A 21,113-nucleotide genomic window follows, 5' to 3' on the forward strand; every position below is an offset into this window, starting at 1 on the left:
TTCTATGCATGTGGGTCAAAAATCAAGATTATGCCCTGTTAAATTTCATCTTCACGAATTTAAGAAACCAGGATTATATATTATTTTGTTGACATCTTATTTTGGTAGTCATATTTATTTTTTATGGATTACAACCATCAAACGGTTAAGCAAGCCATTCTGGATCATTGCATGGAAACAGGGATTTCTTTTGATGATTTCTGCAAAATTTGGTCAGCCCAAATAAACGAATACCCGTCAATTTTTGACACCTTTTTCAACACCCCGTTTTCAGAAATATCAAAGGTTGCCAAAGATGCCAGGGTTAAATTATTGATGGACATTTTCACCGAATAGCTCGGATCTCTTTTTTCATAACTCCCTTCCCTGCAAAAGCAGGGTTACACACAAATTAAGTATCCCCTGCCAAAGTACTTGTATTTGCCTGAACCGATTGAGTTCGAATTCTTGTTTACAATAAGCTGGGTACTCTGGAAAGTCTACGAATTTGAGAGACCCGACAAGGATAATTAATCCGAACTCCGGATATGGCACAACACTGGTGCTACCGGAGCCCTCAGGAGGCGTGAGTATCGTTTTCTCAAGGGCATCTCAAAAGGGCGCATTCCCATTTTCCCGGTTATACCGCTGGCACTGGATTGTGCATGTTTGCCATCTGCTTCAGGCAGTTCCAACGCCCTGCTTTATAAAATGATCGCAGCATAATCATTTTTTCTGCATTCTCCCGATACCAAAAGATGCATGGACCTTTAAGACGTAAATTCACGACTCTCCGAATCGAACTTTCAATAGGGTTCTGTTGCAAAAAATTATTAATGTCTGATACAAGTCCGTTTTGGCACTAATTTATTTGCAGAGAGATAGTATGAAAAATGAAAACCCTTTCAAGTGGCGTCATTATGAAAAAGAAATCATCCTGTTGAATGTTCGCTGGTATCTGAGATATCAACTGAGTTACAGGAATCTGGAAGAGATGATGCAAGAACGGGGCTTGTCTGTGGATCACAGTACCATTTACCGATGGGTTCAGCGCTATGCTCCTGAAATGGAAAAGCGAAGCAGGAAGTATCTGCGGCAATCAAATGATTCTTACCGTATTGATGAAACATATATCAAGGTGCGGGGGAAAATGAAGTATCTTTACCGAGCGGTCGATTCCCGTGGAAATACCATCGATTTTCTTCTTCGCAGCAGACGTAATATGGAATCTGCCAAACGATTTTTTAAAAAGATGCTGCGAGCTTCCAATAGCTCCAGACCTCGGGTTCTGAGTGTTGACGGAAATCCTGCATATCCTCCGGCAGTAAAGGCTTTGAAAGAAAAAAAGCTTCTGAATAAGGACTGTATCCTAAGACAGAATAAATATCTGAACAATATTATTGAGCAAGACCACCGGTTTATCAAAAAGCTTGTCAGAGCTGGTATGGGGTTCAAGACATTTCATTCTGCCTGGCGGACGCTAAAAGGTTATGAAATTATGAACATGATCAGAAAAGGACAAGTTAAAAATATCAGGAAGGGAGAAATTTTAAAGCAGAAAGAATTCGTCGAAAATCTGTTTTCTTATGCTGCGTAAATTTTACGCCTGAACGATCTCTTTGTCCTGGAAATATTTTTTGCAACAGAACCGAATTTACCATATGGGGTTGAATTTGAGACCCAGGTTTTTCCCCTGTAAAAACCCCTTAATTTAAATCCCTTGGATTATCCTGTGCTGCCCTGTGAACGTTTGGGTTTTCAAATCCGCAAATCATGCATATTTCTTGACTTTTTTACCGATTACCATTAAAAGGTAGGGTTTAGTATTAAATGTCAACTTATCCCTACACTGGAGGAATAATGGATTATAAAAAAACCTTGAACCTGCCTTCAACCAAGTTTGCAATGAAGGCCAACCTTCCCCAGCGCGAACCTGCCATGATCAAAGCGTGGGAACAAAAAAAGATATATGAAAAACTCAGAGAGCAGTCCAAGGACAAACCCCAATTTATTCTCCATGACGGCCCTCCCTATGCCAATGGTCATCTTCACATGGGCCATGCCATCAATAAAATTTTAAAGGACATCATTATCAGATCCAGGCAGATGAGCGGTTTTGATGCCCCCTATGTACCGGGCTGGGATTGTCACGGACTGCCCATTGAACATAATGTGGACAAGAAACTGGGCAAAAAAAAGAAAGAGATGACCCCGGTGCAGGTCAGGCAGGAATGCCGGGCCTATGCAGCAAAATTCGTGGAAATCCAGAAAGAGGAGTTCAAACGGTTTGGGGTGGCAGGCGAGTGGGATGACCCCTATTTGACCATGAACTATCCCTATGAAGCCAGGATCGCCAAAGAGTGCGGGGAATTTGCCCTGTCAGGGGATATGTTTCTGGGTAAAAAACCCATTTATTGGTGTTGTAATTGTCAGACCGCCCTGGCAGAAGCGGAGATTGAATACCATGACCATACCTCGCCTTTCATCTATGTGAAGTTTCCCTTAAAAGACGAGATCTCTGATCTGATTCCCGGTCTTGACGGCAACACCGTATCCATGGTGATCTGGACCACCACCCCCTGGACCCTGCCGTCCAACCTCGGGGTCTGTCTTCATCCTGATTTTGTCTATTCAGCCGTAAAAACAAAGGATCACGGGGTTTTGATCATGGCCAAAGAACTGGTTGAAACCGTGATGCAGGCCTTTGATATGACCGATTTTCGGGTCTTGGGTGATATGGCTGCCAAGGATCTTGAAAATAAAAAATGTTCCCATCCCATTTACGAGAGGGATTCCCTGATCATCCTGGGAGACCATGTCACCTTAGAGGCCGGTACGGGCTGTGTCCATACCTCACCCGGACACGGGGCGGACGACCATATTGCAGGAAAACGCTATGGCCTGGACTGTTATTCTCCGGTGGAGGACAACGGGGTTTTTTCCAAGGATGTGGAGCTTTTCGGGGGTCAGTTTATTTTTAAGGCCAATGCCGAAATTAACAAGGTTCTTGAAGAAAAAAATGCCTTGATTAAAAATGAAAATCTCTCCCATTCCTATCCCCATTGCTGGCGGTGCAAAAAGCCTGTGATTTACAGGGCCACCCCCCAGTGGTTTATCTCTATGGATAAAATGAAACTCAGGGCCAAAAGCCTTGAAGAGATTAACAATGTCAACTGGATTCCCTCCTGGGGCCGGGAGAGAATTTATGCCATGATCGAACATCGCCCGGACTGGTGTCTGTCACGCCAGCGCTCCTGGGGGGTTCCCATTCCTGTTTTTCATTGCAACGAGTGTAAAAAGGTCTATGTGACCAGAGCGTCTGTGGATAAAATTCATGAGCTGTTCACCCAGTACTCTTCGGATATCTGGTTTGACAAGGATGCGTCCTTTCTCATGCCCGAGGGTGCAACCTGTGAATGCGGTTCAAAAAAATTTACCAAAGACCATAATATCCTGGATGTCTGGTTTGACTCCGGTGTCAGCCATGCAGCGGTTCTTGAAGAAAGAGAAGGCCTTTGCCGGCCTGCGGACATGTACCTTGAAGGATCTGACCAGCACAGGGGATGGTTTCATTCATCCTTGCTGACCGGTGTGGGACGAACCGGCCATGCCCCCTACAAGGCGGTTCTCACCCACGGGTTTGTGGTGGATGAAAAAGGGCATAAAATGTCCAAGTCCGTGGGCAATGTGGTGGCCCCTGAAAAGGTGATCAAGCAGTATGGGGCAGATGTTCTCAGACTATGGGCCGCGTCTGCGGATTACCGCGGGGATGTCAGCATCTCGGACAATATTATCAAACAGCTTTCCGATGCCTATCGCAGGATCAGAAATACCTGCAGGTTTATGCTGGGCAACCTCAACGAGTTCACAACTGCGGACTATCGGCCTGTGGACAAGATGGGCGAGCTGGACCGGTTTATCCTCCACCGGCTTCACACGGTGGTCAAACGGTGTCTGGCAGCCTATGAGGATTATGAATTCCATGTGATCTACCACACCCTGCACAATTTTTGCGTGGTGGATCTGTCCTCATTTTATCTGGATATTATCAAAGACAGGCTTTATACCTCACCTGGAAACTCGGAAGAACGAAAAGATGCCCAGACGGCCATGGCGTTGATCCTGGACGCCCTTGTCCGGATCATGGCACCGATTCTGCCCTTTACCTCAGAAGAAATTTATACCCATATGTCCCTTGAGAACGGACCCAAGGAGAGCATCCACCTGGAAGATATGGTTGTGGTTGACAAGGCATGGGAAAATCAGGAACTTGCCGCCAAATGGGAAAATATCAGGGCATTGAGAGCCGAGGTCACCAAGGCATTGGAAGAGGCCAGAACAGCCAAACTCATCGGCCATCCCCTGGATGCCGCCGTTGAAATCAAACTGCCCAAAGGCGAACTTGCCGATCAGGTGGCGAACTTGCCTGAAGCCCTCAATGATATCCTCATTGTGTCCCAGGCCAAGATTGTGGATGCCCTGGAAGGTGATGTGTTTGAAGGCCGTGAAATCGAAGGCCTTGCCATCCGTGTAACAAAGGCAGTCGGTGAAAAATGTGAACGATGCTGGCGGTTTGATACCCAGATTGGCAGCCATGCGGATTATCCCACGGCCTGTCCGCGTTGTGCCAATGCCTTAAAAAACATTCTCGGGTAATTTTTGTGATATCAAACGAAATTAAACGATTGATCCTGGTCGGCGGGGGCGTGGCCCTTGCCGACCAGGTGACTAAGTTTTTCATTACCAAATACCTGGCCGTGTACGATTATATTGTCGTGGTTGAAGGTTTTTTCAATATCAATCATGTGCTCAATCCTGGCGGTGCGTTTGGTTTTTTTGCCACCCAGTCCCCGGCTGTCAGAACATTTGTCTTTTTGTTTCTTTCTTCCCTAGTGGCCTTGTTTGTTCTATGGCTGTACGGGAAAACCGCCCAAACCCATATTTTTCTTTCCCATGGTCTGGCCATGATTTTCGGCGGGGCAATAGGGAATCTCATCGACCGGTTCCGGTTTGGAAAGGTCGTGGATTTTTTAGATTTTTATCTGGGAACTGCCCATTGGCCGGCCTTTAATATTGCCGATTCAGCCATTTCCATCGGCATGGCCATTCTGATCTATCATGTGCTATTCAATAAAATACCTGAAATTTAGATAAAGGACAGATTATGTATCCCATTCTTTTGGAGATCGGCAGCCTCAAGCTATATACCTACGGCCTTTTTATGGCCTTGGGATTTCTTGCGGCCATCTGGTTTACCAAACGAAATGCAAAATTTTACGGGGTTTCAGACAGGATCGTATCTGATCTTTTTTTTACCATCCTGGTCTCAGCCATTGTCGGGGCAAGACTCCTCTATGTTTTGATCAATTTTCGGGCCTACCAGGATAATCTTTTAGAGATCTTTAAAATCTGGAACGGCGGGCTTGTTTTTTTTGGCGGTTTTTTATCTGCGGCCCTGACTGTGATCATCTTTTTACGAATCAAAAAGATGAACCTTTGGAAAACAGCTGACATCCTGGCTCCCGGACTTGCCCTGGGGCATTCTTTGGGACGGTTCGGCTGTCTTTTTGCCGGCTGCTGCTATGGAAGGCATTGTGATCTGCCCTTTGCCATCACCTTTACCCATGCCCAGAGTCTGGCCCCTTTAAATCAGCCCCTGCATCCCACCCAGCTGTATATGGTGGGGTCCAACTTTATTTTGTTTTTAATTCTTCTGGCCATCCAGAAAAGAAAACGGTTCAACGGCATGGTTTTTTTAAGCTATGTCATGCTTTACTCTATGTTCAGGGCAATTGTGGAATTTTTCCGGGGGGATTTTCGGGGGGATTTTTTCTTTGAATTTCTCTCCTTGTCCCAGGGCATCGGCCTGAGCGTGTCCATCCTGGCATTGGTATTTATAATCGTCCGTATTCGATCCGCCCATGGCACTGATTAAGTATAATACCCTGGCCTCGAGCCTGGATTCACTCACCGGGGATGGCTGTGCCAAGGTTTTTTTGATCTGCGGAGAGCCTTTTTTGGTCAGGCGGTCGTTGGACATGCTGACCCATGAGTTGCTCAAGGGGCTGCCCAGGGAATTTGCCCTGGAAAACCTGGACGGAAAGACCATCATGGTCGGAGATATTGTGGAACAGGTATCCACCTTTTCTTTTCTCCAGTCCCAAAAGGTGATTGTGCTCAAAGATGCGCCTTTGTTTTTGGCCAAAGCCCGTCCCAATGAGATTGCTTACGCGCCAAAAGACGTGGATATCCTGGGGGCACTCATTGAAAAGGGAATTCCTGAAAATCATACCCTGGTGATCACCTGCGGTCCTCCTGACCGGCGGAAAAAAATATATAAGCTTTTGTTAAAACAGGGTATGATCATTGACTGTACCGTGGCCTCAGGGGTTCGAAAGGCCGATCTGGATGAGCAAAGATCTGTGCTCAAAGACCTTGCCCGGGGGCTTTTGAGCGGGACCAATAAAAAGATGGACCCCCAGGGATTCAATGCGTTGGTGGACCAGACCGGATTTAACCCTGAGCTCTTTGCCCGGAATATTGAAAAATTGCTGGCCTATACCGGCACCCGGCCTGGGATTTTTCCCCAGGATGTAATGGCTGTGGTCAACAAGGATAAAAAAGACCCCATATTCAGCCTGACCAATGCATTAATGGAAAAAGACGGGCCCAAGGCCCTCGCTCTTTTATCTTCATTGTTTTCAGAAGGGTTTCATCCCTTGCAGATTTTAAAAACCCTGGAGAATCAACTGCGAAAACTTCTGGCTATCAAATGTTTTGTCATAGGTGTTTACAAGGAAATTTCTATCCTTCCGCCGTTGAAAACCATGCATTTTAACGGGTTTAAACAGGTGATGATGCCAAGGATTCAGGCCTATGATACTGTCCGAACCAAGGCGGATCAGACACTGGCTTCAAATCTGGCGTCTCATTTGAAACCGGAAAAAAAGAGCAAGGCAATCAGCTCAGATCTTTTGCTTGCTCCCAATCCTAAAAACCCGTATCCTGTGTTCCAGAATTTCCTAAAATCAGAAAATTTTTCCCTGGATGAATTGACACGGTCATTGACGGCATTGGCCGACCTGGATTATCGCCTGAAATCATCCGGCATGGATGCCAAAATCGGGATTGAAAATTTTATCATTATCCTTTGTTCAACAGGAGGTTGAATTGAATACTAGAAAAACAAAAATTGTGGCAACGATTTCCAACCTGAACTGCTCGCCTGAGTTTATCCAGAGGCTCTACGATGCCGGGATGAATGTGGTTCGGCTCAATACCGCCCATATGAGCCATGAAGATGCATTGGAGGTGATCCAGAACACCCGGAAAGTCTCTGACAAAATCGGAATTCTCATTGATACCAAAGGGCCTGAAATACGTACCTGTGATGCTGATGCGCCTTTGGTCGTCAAACACGGGGATTATATCCGGATCAAAGGGGCGCCCCATGAAAAATCTGCCGATGATGTCATCTGCGTTTCCTATACCCATTTTGTTGAAGATGTGCCTGTCGGTTCTTCCGTGCTTATTGATGACGGGTATATTGCCCTTGCCGTGATGAAAAAGGATGAGGACTTTTTGATTTGCCATGTTGAAAATGACGGGGTGATTCATCCCAGAAAGAGTATCAACATTCCCACAGTCCATGTGAAATTACCGGCGTTGAGTGAAAAAGACAAAGGCTTTATCCGGTTTGCCGCAGACCAGGACCTTGATTTTATAGCCCATTCCTTTGTCCGGAACCAGGAAGATGTGATTGCGGTTCAAAATATTTTGGACCAGAAAAAATCACCCATCAAAATTATTGCCAAGATAGAAAACTCCGACGGGGTAAAGTATTTGTATGAAATTCTTGAACATGCCTATGGGGTAATGATTGCCAGGGGAGATCTGGCCGTGGAAATTCCCACGGAACAGATTCCGTTGATACAAAAACAGATTGTCCAGACCTGCATTGAGATGCGGCGTCCTGTGATTGTGGCCACCCAGATGCTTCACTCGATGATTGAATCCCCGAGACCCACACGGGCGGAAGTTTCCGATGTGGCCAATGCCTGCCTGGACCATGCCGATGCCCTGATGCTCTCGGGGGAGACCGCCAATGGCAAATACCCTGAAGTTGCCGTACGGACCATGGCCAAAATTGCCGAAGAGGTAGAAGAAAAGAGAAGCTCATTTATTGATGTGCCCTATTCAACCACGAAAAAGGTCACGGCCTACCTTGCAAAATCAGCTGTAAAAGCGGCACTTCGCCTGCACACCAAGGGGATCGTGGCGGATTCTCTCTCAGGGGCAACCATTTTGGCCCTGGCGGCCTACCGGGGGGACAACCCCATTTTTGCCCAGGTCTATGACCGGCGGGTCATGCGTCAGCTTTCCCTGTCATTCGGGGTGTTTGCAGACTATATCCCCTTGGAAATCACCACGGCAAGAACGGCAGAGCCCTTGCAAAATGCCATCTGCCGGCTGCTGGATGAAAATCAATTCAAGGATGATCATCTGATCATCGTACTTGCCGGCAGCTTTGGACCTGAACATGGGGCGTCATTTATAGAAATCAGCACTGCCGCAAGTTTTAAGGATAAATGTAAATAAGGCTTAAAGGGTGATGAAATATCCAAGGTCAATAGGGGGCCTGGATTTCCATTTTGGACAGGGTGATCTTCATGTCTGAAATGGTTTGTTTTTTCATCCGCACAGAGTGTTTCATCCTGGATTTTTTCCTGTCAAGAGTCCTGATCTTATCAAGAAAGACCTGGCAGAGGTCCGCATTTTTGCACTCTTGAGCAAGCCGGGGCTCCAAGGCATCTATTTGGGTTTGAAGATCGGTGATCTTTTGGCTTAAGCGATCCAGCTCTTTTTTTGATGATGAATACTTTGTTCAAATTCATGGATTTGTCTGCCCTGGCGGTATCCCTGGATAAAGCCGGGTTTTAAAGCCTCGGGGCAAATATCTTTGAAAGCACGGCCCTTGCGTCCTAATACAAACCCTTTGTTCGGGGTGCAAAATTCAACAAGGCCATTTTTCCGGCCCTGTTGATAGAGGGTAAAATCCGGACCGACCCCGTATTCGGCACAGGCCTTTCGATGGTCTGAAATCCGGCCGGGCTCATATCCTTTTATCCCGTCTTCATATCCGATTTCATACCAGTTTGCTGTAAGGCATTCTTCCTTTTTCATGGTGGCACAGCCCATGAGGGCAAAAGAGATGAGTACAAAGAACAGGGTTGAAAAAAAAGGTCTTGGGTAAAAATGTTTCATGGCAGTTTTCAAGTGGGTGTAAACTATAAGATTCATCATGACTAAAATAGATCCTGGACATTGTAAGAAAATTGGACATCGTTGCCTGAAGCCTTCGTAAAAGCTTCGCCCGGGTCAACAGGGCAGAGCAGAGGCTGATTCCCAATTTGTTGATAACCGGGTAGGGCGCTTTTTTAAAAGGCCGGGGCCCGTGTGCATTCCCTGGTACCCCTTACCAGGGACTCACACGGGCTTTTGGGGGTGACTGCCATTGAAAAAATTATCCTTTCAGGCAGGGTTTTCTGGCTGCTGTTACCTCGTCAAGCCGCGTCACCTTGGGCAGAACAGGGGCTTTTTGCAACAGATGAGGAGTGTCACAGGCCTCTTTGGCAATGGCTTTGACCGCATCAATGAACTGGTCAATATCCTCCTTGGACTCGGTTTCCGTAGGCTCTACCATAAAGGCGGCATCCACCACCAGGGGAAAATAGACTGTGGGGGGATGAAACCCGTAATTCAAAAGGCGTTTGGCCATGTCCATGGTGGTGATGTGAAAGGGTTTTTGATTTGCATCGTTGAACACGCATTCATGCATGCAGGGACGGTCATAGGGCAGGTTCAAGGTCCCTTTGAGGCTCTCTTTGATATAGTTGGCATTGAGCACGGCAAGTTTTGAGGCATTGGCAAGCCCTTCTGACCCCATGGACAGGATATAGGCATAGGCCCTGATCATTACCCCGAAATGACCGTAAAAGGTGTGGAGACGTCCGATGGTATCCGGAGCATTGGTGATCCATTGATACTGATCCAGATTTCTTTCAACCCGGGGCAGGGGTAAAAAGGGAACTAATTTTTCATTCACGGCCACAGGGCCTGAACCGGGTCCGCCGCCGCCGTGGGGGGTGGAAAAGGTCTTGTGCAGGTTTAAATGAAGGACATCAATGCCGATTTGCCCTGGTTTGACAATGCCCATGATGGCGTTCATATTGGCGCCGTCACCATAGACCAGGCGGTTCGGTTGCAAAAAATTATTAATGTCTGATACAAGTCCGTTTTGGCACTAATTTATTTGCAGAGAGATAGTATGAAAAATGAAAACCCTTTCAAGTGGCGTCATTATGAAAAAGAAATCATCCTGTTGAATGTTCGCTGGTATCTGAGATATCAACTGAGTTACAGGAATCTGGAAGAGATGATGCAAGAACGGGGCTTGTCTGTGGATCACAGTACCATTTACCGATGGGTTCAGCGCTATGCTCCTGAAATGGAAAAGCGAAGCAGGAAGTATCTGCGGCAATCAAATGATTCTTACCGTATTGATGAAACATATATCAAGGTGCGGGGGAAAATGAAGTATCTTTACCGAGCGGTCGATTCCCGTGGAAATACCATCGATTTTCTTCTTCGCAGCAGACGTAATATGGAATCTGCCAAACGATTTTTTAAAAAGATGCTGCGAGCTTCCAATAGCTCCAGACCTCGGGTTCTGAGTGTTGACGGAAATCCTGCATATCCTCCGGCAATAAAGGCGTTGAAAGAAGAAAAGCTTCTGGATAAGAATTGTATTCTGAGACAAAATAAATATCTGAACAATATTATTGAACAGGACCACCGATTTATTAAAAAGCTTGTCAGAGCTGGTATGGGCTTCAAAACATTTCATTTTGCTTGGCGAACATTAAGGGGCTATGAAATTACGAATATGATTAGAAAAGGGCAGATTAAAAATATCAGGAAGGGAAAAATTTTAAAGCAGAAAGAATTCGTCGAGAATCTGTTTTCCTATGCTGCGTAAATTTTACGCCTGAACGATCTCTTTGTCCTGGAAATATTTTTTGCAACAGAACCGCGACAATAAAGGGGCATCTTGTCGGCTACATTTGTATTGATTTAAAGGCCAAAATTGATGACACAAAAGCCTATGAAATCGTCACCCTGTATGTTCAGGAACACTTCCAGAAAAAAGGAGTGGGCACAAAACTGATAGAGCATATCACAAAAGAACATGGGCCCAAACAATGGTTGACAACATGGACATACAACGACAATGCCATTCAATTTTATAGGCATTTAGGCTTTGTACCCGTCGGGGAAACCTATTTTGAATTTGATAATGAAAGGCACAAGAACTTAATTTTTAAAAAAAATTAAAGCATAATCTCAAAAAAAGAGAGAATCGGGTAAGATCCTTCTATGCCTTTTTTTAAAGGATTTTCTATCCATCTGAAATTTAATCGTTTATTCCCTTAATTATCGTTTTTTACCGGCAAACAAGATCTCCAGCCGTAAGACCATACAAGTATAGGGTCTGATAATAAATATTATGTAAACTTATGTTATTTAAACTCATTTATACAAGGACACAAGGCCCATGGTTAAAGGTTAATCAAAATGTAATCTTGAAATCTGCCCTGCCCGTGTTATATTAGCTTTCAAAGAATTAACTTTACCCCAACAGAACGGAGGATTCACAAATGAATGCAAATTTATCATTTCAGCAAGCCGGCGTTATGACCAAGGTCAATGCCTTTATCAGAAGCACCTATAACTGGATGGCCATTGGACTGGCAGCCACAGGGTTTACCTCTTATTTTATATCCACGAGCCCCGCAGCCCTTGAAATGGTCTTCGGCAACCCCATGATGCCCTGGGTCATGTTTATCGGATTGATTCTTCTCTGCGGGTTTTTAAGCGCAAGAATTCAAAAAATGCAGGCCAGTACGGCCACAGGCCTGTATATTGCCCTGACCGTGGTTTACGGGATCTGTTTGGCACCTATTTTTCTAATCTACACCTCAACCTCCATTGCATCCACATTTTTTATCTGTGCTGCAACCTTTGGAAGTGCCAGTGTCTATGGAATGATAACCAAAAAAGACCTTACCGGCATGGCCCAGTTTCTCATGATGGGACTGATCGGCATCATTATCGCCATGGTGGTTAATATATTTATCGGAAGCAGCATGATCCAGACGATGATCTCAATGGTCGCGGTTGTTATTTTCACAGGACTGACCGCCTATGACACTCAAAAGCTCAAAACAATGGCTGTTTCCATCCCTGACAATGCCACAGGCGCCATGGTCAGAAAAGGCGCCATCATGGGAGCCTTGAGTCTTTACCTTGACTTTATGGGTCTTTTTGTTCACCTGCTCAGCCTGCTGGGTATTGCCAGAGATTAAACCCTGCTTTTGGGCAAATTTTTATCCAAATAAAAATTTGCCGGCAACACCTTAATAAACATAGCCCCCCTCTGGGAAGTTCTGGCGTTTGACAGATCCCAGAGGGGGGTTCTTTTTTTTAAGGTTTTTCTCTGTTTAAAGGCTTTTTCTAACTGCCTGACAGATCCTTTCACAGCAGTCCGTGGTCGTGGTCTCATCCGGGCCCTCGACCATCACACGCAGCAAAGGCTGGGTCCCTGAGTACCGAACCAGCACCCTGCCCTGGTCTCCCAATTGAGTTTCAACACCCTTGATTGCATCTGCAACTAAAGGAATTTTCATAAAATCTGGTCGTGACTTATCCACCTCAACATTCATGAGAACCTGGGGGTAAACCCTCATCACCTTGGCCAGTTCAGAAAAAGTGTCCTGGGTCTTGAGCATGACTTCTAAAAGCATCAAAGCCGTCAGAATACCGTCTCCTGTGGTATGCTCCTTTAAAAATATCATATGCCCCGAGTCCTCACCGCCCATGACGGCCCGGACCTGTTTCATTCTCTCCAACACCTTGCGGTCTCCCACATCGGTCATTTCATGGGAAATCCCTAATTTTTTCAAGGTGTTGACAAGCCCTATGTTGCTCATAATTGTACTTACAACTATATTATTTTCAAGCCGGCCACAGGATTTTGCAAATTTCGCACAAATGGCCAGGATACAATCCCCTGTGATCCTTTGCCCTGTTTCATCCACGGCAATCAGCCGGTCTGCATCCCCGTCAAAGGCAAAGCCTACATCGGCATTCATCTCCAGAACCCTGGATTCAAGGCCCTGGATATGCTGGGACCCGCAATCATCATTAATATTCATGCCGTCAGGCCTGGAATGAATAAAATCGACATCAAAAAAACGCGGATTAAAAACCAGGTCAGCACAGGTGGATGCTGCCCCGTTTGCCAGGTCAATCACCAGCTTGATCCGCCTGCCAACAGGTTTCTTAAAAGGAAACTTATCCAAGAGAAAGTCAGCGTATCTCTGGCAACCATCTGAAATTACAGATATTTTTCCAACCTTTTTTCGTGGAACAATTTTTTCACCCAAAATCCGGGCTTCCATGGCAGCTTCCTGGTCATCTCCAAGTTTGATCCCCTTTTTTTGGAAAATCTTTATCCCATTATCATGGTAGGGGTTGTGGGAAGCTGAAATCATAATGCCTGCGCCGGCCCCTTCCACTATCCCGCTCAGGTAGGCGACCCCGGGCGTTGGAATCACACCGGCCAGCATCACATCAACCCCCATGGAGGTTATCCCGGCAGCCAGGGCCGCTTCAAGCATCTGGCCTGAAATTCGGGTATCCCGCCCTATCACCGCAGCGGTAAATCCCGCCTCTAGGGTGAACAGGCCCACAGCCTGTCCTGTTTTCATGGCCATTTCACAGGTCATGGGATAGGTGTTAGCCCTGCCCCGGATTCCGTCTGTACCAAATAGCGATCCCATACTTATTTTCTATCCTGTATTTTTTTTAAGGCCTGATCTGAAACCTATTCAACCTTAAGGTTTATAAAATTTATCCATACTCTTTTTTTCAATATTGGCCAGCCAGGCAGTGCCTTTAACCCCATCAGCAGGATCCAGATTTTGGATCACACGAACATAGTCTTTTCCCTGGTTTGCCACAGCCGTTTCAACAGATCGGATAAATGCTTGCCCATTGGGCCCGGGCAAAAAGGGCGGATCTTGTCTGTCAAAAACATCCTGGGCCAGACAAATTTTTTCCAGCACCCTGTTGTGGCTGTCAATCACAATACTTTTTTCAGTCTTGGTATTTGCCCCGAGAATATCCCTGGAAATTTTAAGTTTTTCTCCAAAATCAACAAGCCGTTTAATCCGTTCTTTAATACAAAGGGATAAATTTTCACCTAGCCCCTTGATCAATTCCCGGGAATGGACACCACTGACAAACAAGGGGCGAATATGGGCATACCATGCCTTTAAGGCAAATAATCCGCTGATATAGGCCAAATTATGCTCAAGAATCTGCCCCGGCTGGGTGTAAATCCCGGCTTTCCTTGGCACAGATGCGTTTTTAAATCCCCCGCCGAGAATCAGCCGATTCTCACGGGGCTCGCTTTTTCGAATGATGGACCCGGCAGCAGAGATACACCCGAACCCGATCTGGGCAGGCCCCACAAGTCCGCCCTGCCCTCCGAGAAACACAGGGGGCTTGTTCAGCATAACCCCCTGGTGAACATTTCCCATCATGGACGGAGTGGCCTTGTCCTGGTTCGGGGTATAATTAAAATGGATAAACGAAGACCCCACCTCAGAATGGTCCTTGCGGCTGGTTCCGCCTGCCATGAGACAGTCACAAAAATTGATCAGGCTGCCCAGGGTAACAAAGGGAAAAAGAATGGTCTGTTTTAGCCCCACTGTGTGGGCGGCATTGGCCTGTTCTTCAAGGATACACCCCTTTCGCACATGGGCGTTTGATCCAAACTGATTTTTCCCGAGAAGCACGGTATCCTGAAAATACCCCCCGTTAAGTTTGGAGTCAGGACCGACCAGGGTATTTTCCAGGGTCACCTGGGCCTCGTATCCAATTTGGGCATGATCCATGATCAGGCTTCGTTTGCCCATGATCTTGGTGCCGCTGTACAAGGTTACCTTGTTGCCGGATATCCTGTCTATATCCACATCAGAAGAAATATACACGGTTTCCGGGTTGGGTATCCTCACCCCTTTATCAATGAGTTGCTCTATTATTTTTTCAGTCATGGGCTATTAATTAGAAATCTATGGTCTATATTGTCAAGTTTTTTTGGTATCAGGCCAAATCAATGCTCCCTTAATCCACGGCACAGTTTGAGTCTTTCTCGCTGAAAAAATCTTGATCCCCCAAATTTTTTCCCTGTTGTCATTCCAGACCAATCCTTTGAATGATTCTTTTTTTGGATCTTTGGCCGATTTTTTTTTAATTCTTTATAATAAACACTTTATTCTCTGTTTTTTTTCCTATACTCTTTTATCTGTCCGTCAAGAAAAAAACAAATTTTTAGAACCCTTCTGGGTCTGCCCCTTATACAGGAGATAAAAATGAATCCATCTGGCCTGCTTGAGTCAAATCACCCTCAAATGAAAACCATATGTTCGGCGTTGGATGATCAGGCACAGGGGTTCAGCCGGGAAGGCTCGCACCTAAAACATTTGATCACAGATCCGGACAGGCTTGAAAAATATTCTATTCAATCCCCAAATTTTGTCTTTGATTTTTCCCGCCAGCGCCTGGATCAAAAAACCATTGATTTACTTTTAAACCTGGCAGAAGAGACCCATGCCCTTGACACCTTTTTTCAAATGACCCGAGGAGACCTTGTCAACCCGAGCGAAAAGAGACCGGCCTTGCACACTGCGGCCAGAGGATCAGGCAAAGGTCCCATTCAATATAAAACCCTGGATGTCAGAAAAGAAATGGACCGGGTAAATCAAAACATCGCAACATTTTCAAAAAAAATCCACCAGGGAAAAATCACTCCAGGCTGCAACAGGCCGTTCACCGCTGCTGTGGTGGTGGGTATCGGCGGATCCTATCTTGGATGCGAATTTTTATACGAGGCCCTGGGGGCCGGCCCCAAAAAAAAACTGCCCCTTTATTTTCTGGCCAATGTGGATATTGACAATTTTGCCCGGATCATTGGTGAAGTGGATCCTGAAACCTGTTTGTGGATCGTTATTTCAAAATCCTATACCACCACGGAAACCATGGCCAACCTCAACCAGGTACTCTGGTTTTTAAAAGAAAAGAACCTTAACCCCAAAAACCATCTGGTTACGGTCACCGCCCAGAAAAGTCCTGGAGACAATCCAGACACCCCTATGCTTGCAAGCTTTCACATCTTTGATTTTATCGGAGGACGGTATTCTGTCTCTTCTGCCGTGGGCGGCCTGCCCATAAGTCTTGCCTTTGGAACCCAATGTTTCGAACAATTTTTACAGGGATGTAAAGCCATGGACACCCATGTGCTTTCAGCTGAACCCCGAAAAAATATCCCTTTGGTTGCCGCCTTGATTTCCATCTGGAACACCATTTTTTTAAATTATCCGGGCCAGGCCGTGATCCCCTACGCCTCAAGCCTGTCAAAGCTTGCCCCCCATGTTCAGCAATTGTACATGGAAAGCATGGGAAAATCAGTCTCTGCCCAAGGCACTCCCCTGTCCCGGGCTGCGGGCACCATTATTTTCGGAGAACCCGGCACCAATGCCCAGCATTCATTTTTCCAGCTTGCCCACCAGGGCCCGGCCTTTCCCATTGAATTTATCGGGGTGTTGAATCCCGGGTACAAAGGGTATCAGGTTCTGTCCAAAGGCGTGACCAACCACCAGGAGTTATGGGCAAATCTTCTGGCCCAGGCCAATGCCCTGGCCAAGGGTCAGGCGCATGACACCCCGGCCCGGCAATTTACAGGAAACCGTCCCTCTTCCATCCTTGTGCTCAAGGACCTTGAACCTGAAAGTCTTGGAATGCTTTTGGCCTTTTACGAAGCCAGGACAGTGCTTGAAGGCTTTATTCTTGGCCTCAACCCCTTTGACCAGTTCGGGGTGGAACTTGGCAAGACCATGGCAACAAAAATAAGAGAAGAGATGGCTGCAAAAAACAAAGCCCCTGAATATGATTTTGACCCTCTGGACCCAGATACTAAATTCTACCTGAACCTGCTGTTTGACCAATAAAAAGGGCGGATAAAAAAAAGGGCCAATGGCCCCCACCAATATATTTGTTAACCCATTGGGCCCCGGCATTCTTGATCTATCAAGAAACCGGGGCCCAATGAATGTTAAAACATTTTTTTAAATTTTAAACAAAGGTGTAGAGCGACGCCCCCCAGGTAATACCGGCACCAAGTCCTGCAAACAAAACCGTACTTCCGGGCTGGCCGGTTCTGCCCTCTTCTATGGCCTCGTGCAAGGCAATGGGAATACTGGCGGCCGTGGTGTTCCCATATTTATGAATATTGTGAAAGATCTTGTCTTCGGGCAACTTCAAAAATTGACCAAAGGCCTGGTTAATGCGCTTGTTGGCCTGGTGGGGAATCACAAGATCAATATCTTCAAGTTTCATATCCGCCTTGGCCAGCACCTCGTGGGTGACCTTGGGCAGCATTCGCACCGCTTTTTTAAAAATAACAGGGCCGTCCATCACCGGAAAATACCTGGGATCATCCATGGGCACATCATCGGGCATCCGCTTGAATAAATTGGATGCCGGCAGTTCAGTCATGAGAGAATCGGCAAGATTTCCATCCGCATGAAGGGCGGATGCAATCAGCCCGACCTTCTCATGGGTATCATCGGCCTCAATACAGACAGCTCCGGCTCCGTCACCAAAAATAACCGTCACATCCCTGCCCCGGGTGGATTTATCAATGCCCGAAGAATGCACTTCCGCACCGATCAACAGCACCTTGGAGGCAAGACCCGACTTGATATAGGCATCTGCTGTGGCAAATCCGTAAAGAAACCCTGTGCACTGCTGGCGAATATCCAGGGCCGGAGTGGAATCAAGCCCAAGATTCCTGGCAACCAGGCAGCCTCCGCCGGGAAACATGATATCCGGGCTCAGGGTGGCAAAAATGATAAAATCAAGATCCTGGGCGGTCCATCCGGCAGCCGCCAGCGCTTTTTCTGCCGCTTTGGTGCCAAGGTCAGAGGCACCGCAGGGGTCTTCTTCAGTGATCCAATGCCGCTGGTGAATACCGGTCCTTTGTTTTATCCATTCATCAGAGGTATCCATGAACTGGGTAAGGTCCTGATTGGTAACGACATGGGGCGGAACAAACATGCCAGTGCCTTTGATTATTGATTTTCTCATTTAATGTCCTTTACTCTATATTCATTTATTTCCTGTCAAATAATCAATTGCCAAATATCTGAGACTGCTATATGATTTTGAAACTTTTGATTTCGATTAATCGTAAACAGCTTTATAGTATTAATTTAATGTTTAGGCAAGAAACTTCACCTCCGGCAGGGCTAAAATGATAAAGAATCCCCCCCTTCCGGGACTGACAATTTATCCATAAAGAATAATAAAGACTACCTTGGCAATAAATATACTTATCCTTTTGACAGGCCTTGCCCTGCTCTACTTTGGATCTTCCGTTCTGGTTGAGGGATCAGCCTCCACCGCTATCATGTTTTCAGTCCGTCCGGTCATCATCGGCCTGACCATTGTCTCCCTTGCCACATCCGCCCCAGAACTCCTGGTCAGCCTTGTTGCCGCCGTAAAAGGATCTGAAGGGATCTCACTGGGCAACATTCTTGGCAGCAATGTGATCAATATTGCACTGGTGCTGGGAGCTTCGGCAATGATTAAACCTGTGGCCATTAAACAACAGGTGATCTCCATTGAAATCCCCTATATGGTTTTAATCTCATTTGTTTTCTGGCTCTTATGTCTGGACGATAATATCAACAGAACAGACGGCTTTATCCTGATTACCTTGCTCATCATTTTTCTCGGGTATGGGCTGTATACGGCCAGCGACAAATCCCAGGACCGGACAAGGGAAAACAAAAAAGACCCGGTGAAAATTTTAAAAAACATCGCCTTTATTCTGGTCGGCATACTCATGCTGGCCTTTGGTGCCAATCTTGTGGTCAAAGAGGCCATTGAAATGGCCGAACAGATCGGGCTTTCCCAGACCTTTATTGGAATATCCGTTGTGGCCCTGGGCACCTCTTTGCCGGAACTTGCCACTTCGGTTGTGGCTGCGGCAAGGGGAGAAAGTGATATTTCAGTGGGCAATGTCGTTGGCTCCAACCTATTTAATATCTGCCTGGTCATGGGGGTGGTGGGACTGTTTAACCCCATGCAGGTGGAGCCCTCTTTGCACGGATTTGAGTTCCCCTTCATGATTTTTATCTGTCTTACGCTCTGGGCGATGGCCTATTTTTTCCACGGGGTGGGAAAAAAGGGAGGCATTTTGCTTATCGCCTTATTCTTAGTGTATCTTGGGGTTTCTTACTTAAAATAAACAATGGTTTCGCAGATTTTTATTTTTTTCCTTGCAAGTATTGACAAAACTATTATATGGACTGATAGGTAAAAATTTTCCACTCCCACTAAACGAGGCATAAATGAGCGATCCTAAACGACTTTTAATCGTTGATGACAATAAAGACATATTGTCCACCTTTTATGAATTTTTCAATTCATTGGGATATGAAGTTAAAACAGCTGTTGACGGATTTGCCGCTTTGAAAATTTTAAGGGATAAGCCCAAATTCTTTGACTGTTTGATTACCGACCTTGTCATGCCCAATATCAGCGGAGTCGGTTTAATTTCAATCGTTAAAAAAGAATTTTTTGATCTCAAAATCATCGCAATGACAGGATATGGAGATAAACCCGGGGCCATGGCATCAGAGGCCGAAGCAGACCTTGTTCTTTTCAAACCCATTGACCTGTTCAAAATTGAAGAAAAGGTATCAGAACTCCTTGAATTAACCCATTAAAGAGTAAATCAAGCTTATGAGTACAACACCTTTGATCGGCGTCAGTAAATCCATGTTAAAAATCAAGGAATTGATCAACCATGTGGCCAATACCTGCCTGAATGTTTTGATTACAGGCGAGACAGGTGTGGGTAAAGAGGTGGTGGCCCAAAGCCTGTATGCAGAATCCCCCAGAGCTAAAAACAATTTTGTGAAAATAAATTGTGCCGCACTGCCTGAGACCCTTTTGGAATCAGAACTTTACGGATATGAAAAAGGGGCATTTACCGGCGCCCACAAAAAAAGATCTGGCAAATTTCTCACTGCGGATAAAGGAGTGCTTTTTCTGGACGAAATCGGAGATATGCCCCTGTCCCTTCAATCTAAGATGCTCCACGTGCTTCAAAGCGGTGAATTTTCTCCCCTTGGATCAGATGAGGATTTTAAAACAGATGTGTGGGTGATTGCCGCAACCAACCATAATCTGGAAAAAAGCATTCAAAATAAAACCTTTAGAGAAGATCTTTTTTATCGGCTCAATATTATTAAAATAGATATTCCTCCCTTAAGGGATCGCCAGGATGACATCCCGGCCCTGGTTGAATATTATTTCAGAATGTACCGGGCCCAATATCCAAGCAGTCAGGGCAGTAAACCCGACCCCCAGACCCTGTCACGGCTGTGCAGCTATCCATGGCCCGGCAACGTCCGCCAGCTCCAAAATTGTATTAAAAAGCAGATGGTCCTCAACTCCTGGGAAAAGACCCTTGACGAGCTTCCCTGGGACCCCCCGGCTAAAAAGGCTGAAGATAATTTATCCTTGTCTGATCCAGGCCATCTCAGGTTTAACAACCATGAAAATAACAACAGGTTAAAAATCATCTCTGAATTTGTAGACCTGTCCACCAGCTCCGAAAAATTATTTGAAGACATTTCCCTTAAAAAGATTAAAAAACTGGCCTCTGACAAGGTTGAAAAAGAAGTCATTTCCTTTGTGCTTGAAAAAGTCGGGTGGAATCGCTCTAGGGCTGCAAAAATTCTCAAAGTCAGCTATAAAACCTTGTTGTATAAAATGACGGAGTTTGAGGTCAGACCCCCAGTCAAATAACCAGTGCACAACCGGTCTTTCTTCGGGATAAGCACCAATGCATTTTGGGGTCTGTTTTTCCAATGTCCCCGAACCAATTTTCCTTTGCCCGTCCATTTTTTTTTGCATTTTCAACAATTAGGTTTACTTCC

18 protein-coding genes and 1 pseudogene are annotated in these 21,113 nt (G+C 45.9%); 13 read left to right on the top strand and 6 right to left on the bottom strand.

Annotated elements, in window-relative coordinates:
• Positions 1–619: 619 nt before the first annotated feature.
• Positions 620–805 (bottom strand): hypothetical protein, encoded by a 186-nt coding sequence (locus HUN05_14640; GenBank protein WDP86212.1) that lies wholly within the window; start codon positions 803–805, stop codon positions 620–622.
• Positions 806–865: 60 nt separating this feature from the next.
• Between HUN05_14640 and HUN05_14645 the strand changes: the two genes are divergently transcribed.
• From HUN05_14645 to pyk, 6 genes are all read left to right on the top strand, one after another.
• Positions 866–1,576 (top strand): IS6 family transposase, encoded by a 711-nt coding sequence (locus HUN05_14645; GenBank protein WDP86213.1) that lies wholly within the window; start codon positions 866–868, stop codon positions 1,574–1,576.
• A gap of 263 nt (positions 1,577–1,839) precedes the next feature.
• A complete protein-coding gene (gene ileS, locus HUN05_14650; GenBank protein ID WDP86214.1) occupies positions 1,840–4,635 on the top strand; it encodes an isoleucine--tRNA ligase in 2,796 nt (931 codons plus the stop codon).
• A gap of 8 nt (positions 4,636–4,643) precedes the next feature.
• The gene (gene lspA, locus HUN05_14655) at positions 4,644–5,129 is read left to right on the top strand and encodes a signal peptidase II (GenBank protein ID WDP88079.1); all 486 of its coding nucleotides are present in this window, start codon (positions 4,644–4,646) and stop codon (positions 5,127–5,129) included.
• 14 nt (positions 5,130–5,143) lie between these two features.
• Complete coding sequence (lgt, locus tag HUN05_14660) at positions 5,144–5,914, top strand: prolipoprotein diacylglyceryl transferase (protein WDP86215.1); 771 nt, start codon at positions 5,144–5,146, stop codon at positions 5,912–5,914.
• Entirely contained in the window at positions 5,901–7,148 is a 1,248-nt protein-coding gene (holA, locus tag HUN05_14665) for a DNA polymerase III subunit delta (GenBank protein ID WDP86216.1), read from the top strand. The genes lgt and holA overlap by 14 nt, the downstream gene beginning before the upstream one ends.
• A complete protein-coding gene (gene pyk / locus HUN05_14670; GenBank protein ID WDP86217.1) occupies positions 7,093–8,577 on the top strand; it encodes a pyruvate kinase in 1,485 nt (494 codons plus the stop codon). The genes holA and pyk overlap by 56 nt, the downstream gene beginning before the upstream one ends.
• A gap of 246 nt (positions 8,578–8,823) precedes the next feature.
• On the opposite strand, the gene HUN05_14675 is transcribed toward pyk, so the two are convergent.
• The gene (locus tag HUN05_14675) at positions 8,824–9,282 is read right to left on the bottom strand and encodes a DUF2799 domain-containing protein (protein ID WDP86218.1); all 459 of its coding nucleotides are present in this window, start codon (positions 9,280–9,282) and stop codon (positions 8,824–8,826) included.
• A gap of 220 nt (positions 9,283–9,502) precedes the next feature.
• A pseudogene (locus HUN05_14680) lies at positions 9,503–10,231 on the bottom strand (aminomethyl-transferring glycine dehydrogenase subunit GcvPB).
• A 75-nt stretch (positions 10,232–10,306) separates the two neighbouring features.
• On the opposite strand from HUN05_14680, the gene HUN05_14685 reads away from it, so the two are divergent.
• The 3 genes from HUN05_14685 to HUN05_14695 all read left to right on the top strand — a co-directional run bounded on the left by HUN05_14685 (position 10,307) and on the right by HUN05_14695 (position 12,404).
• Positions 10,307–11,017 (top strand): IS6 family transposase, encoded by a 711-nt coding sequence (locus tag HUN05_14685; GenBank protein ID WDP86219.1) that lies wholly within the window; start codon positions 10,307–10,309, stop codon positions 11,015–11,017.
• Entirely contained in the window at positions 10,984–11,373 is a 390-nt protein-coding gene (locus tag HUN05_14690) for a GNAT family N-acetyltransferase (GenBank protein WDP88080.1), read from the top strand. The genes HUN05_14685 and HUN05_14690 overlap by 34 nt, the downstream gene beginning before the upstream one ends.
• Positions 11,374–11,696: 323 nt before the next feature.
• A complete protein-coding gene (locus HUN05_14695) occupies positions 11,697–12,404 on the top strand; it encodes a Bax inhibitor-1/YccA family protein (protein ID WDP86220.1) in 708 nt (235 codons plus the stop codon).
• A 135-nt stretch (positions 12,405–12,539) separates the two neighbouring features.
• On the opposite strand, the gene glmM is transcribed toward HUN05_14695, so the two are convergent.
• Positions 12,540–13,880, bottom strand: coding sequence for a phosphoglucosamine mutase (glmM, locus tag HUN05_14700; GenBank protein WDP86221.1), 1,341 nt, complete (start codon positions 13,878–13,880; stop codon positions 12,540–12,542).
• Between the two features lie 54 nt (positions 13,881–13,934).
• A complete protein-coding gene (locus HUN05_14705) occupies positions 13,935–15,158 on the bottom strand; it encodes a protein GlmU (protein WDP86222.1) in 1,224 nt (407 codons plus the stop codon).
• Between the two features lie 318 nt (positions 15,159–15,476).
• Between HUN05_14705 and HUN05_14710 the strand changes: the two genes are divergently transcribed.
• The gene (locus tag HUN05_14710) at positions 15,477–17,111 is read left to right on the top strand and encodes a glucose-6-phosphate isomerase (protein WDP86223.1); all 1,635 of its coding nucleotides are present in this window, start codon (positions 15,477–15,479) and stop codon (positions 17,109–17,111) included.
• 124 nt (positions 17,112–17,235) lie between these two features.
• On the opposite strand, the gene HUN05_14715 is transcribed toward HUN05_14710, so the two are convergent.
• Entirely contained in the window at positions 17,236–18,249 is a 1,014-nt protein-coding gene (locus tag HUN05_14715) for a ketoacyl-ACP synthase III (GenBank protein ID WDP86224.1), read from the bottom strand.
• 229 nt (positions 18,250–18,478) lie between these two features.
• On the opposite strand from HUN05_14715, the gene HUN05_14720 reads away from it, so the two are divergent.
• From HUN05_14720 to HUN05_14730, 3 genes are all read left to right on the top strand, one after another.
• On the top strand, positions 18,479–19,414 hold the full coding sequence (locus tag HUN05_14720) for a calcium/sodium antiporter (GenBank protein ID WDP86225.1): 936 nt from the start codon (positions 18,479–18,481) through the stop codon (positions 19,412–19,414).
• 103 nt (positions 19,415–19,517) lie between these two features.
• Positions 19,518–19,895 (top strand): response regulator, encoded by a 378-nt coding sequence (locus HUN05_14725; protein ID WDP86226.1) that lies wholly within the window; start codon positions 19,518–19,520, stop codon positions 19,893–19,895.
• A gap of 16 nt (positions 19,896–19,911) precedes the next feature.
• Positions 19,912–20,982 (top strand): sigma-54-dependent Fis family transcriptional regulator, encoded by a 1,071-nt coding sequence (locus HUN05_14730; GenBank protein WDP86227.1) that lies wholly within the window; start codon positions 19,912–19,914, stop codon positions 20,980–20,982.
• The last annotated feature ends 131 nt before the right edge of the window (positions 20,983–21,113 follow it).

It is taken from the genome of Desulfobacter sp. (assembly GCA_028768545.1).
In the GTDB taxonomy this organism is placed as follows: domain Bacteria; phylum Desulfobacterota; class Desulfobacteria; order Desulfobacterales; family Desulfobacteraceae; genus Desulfobacter.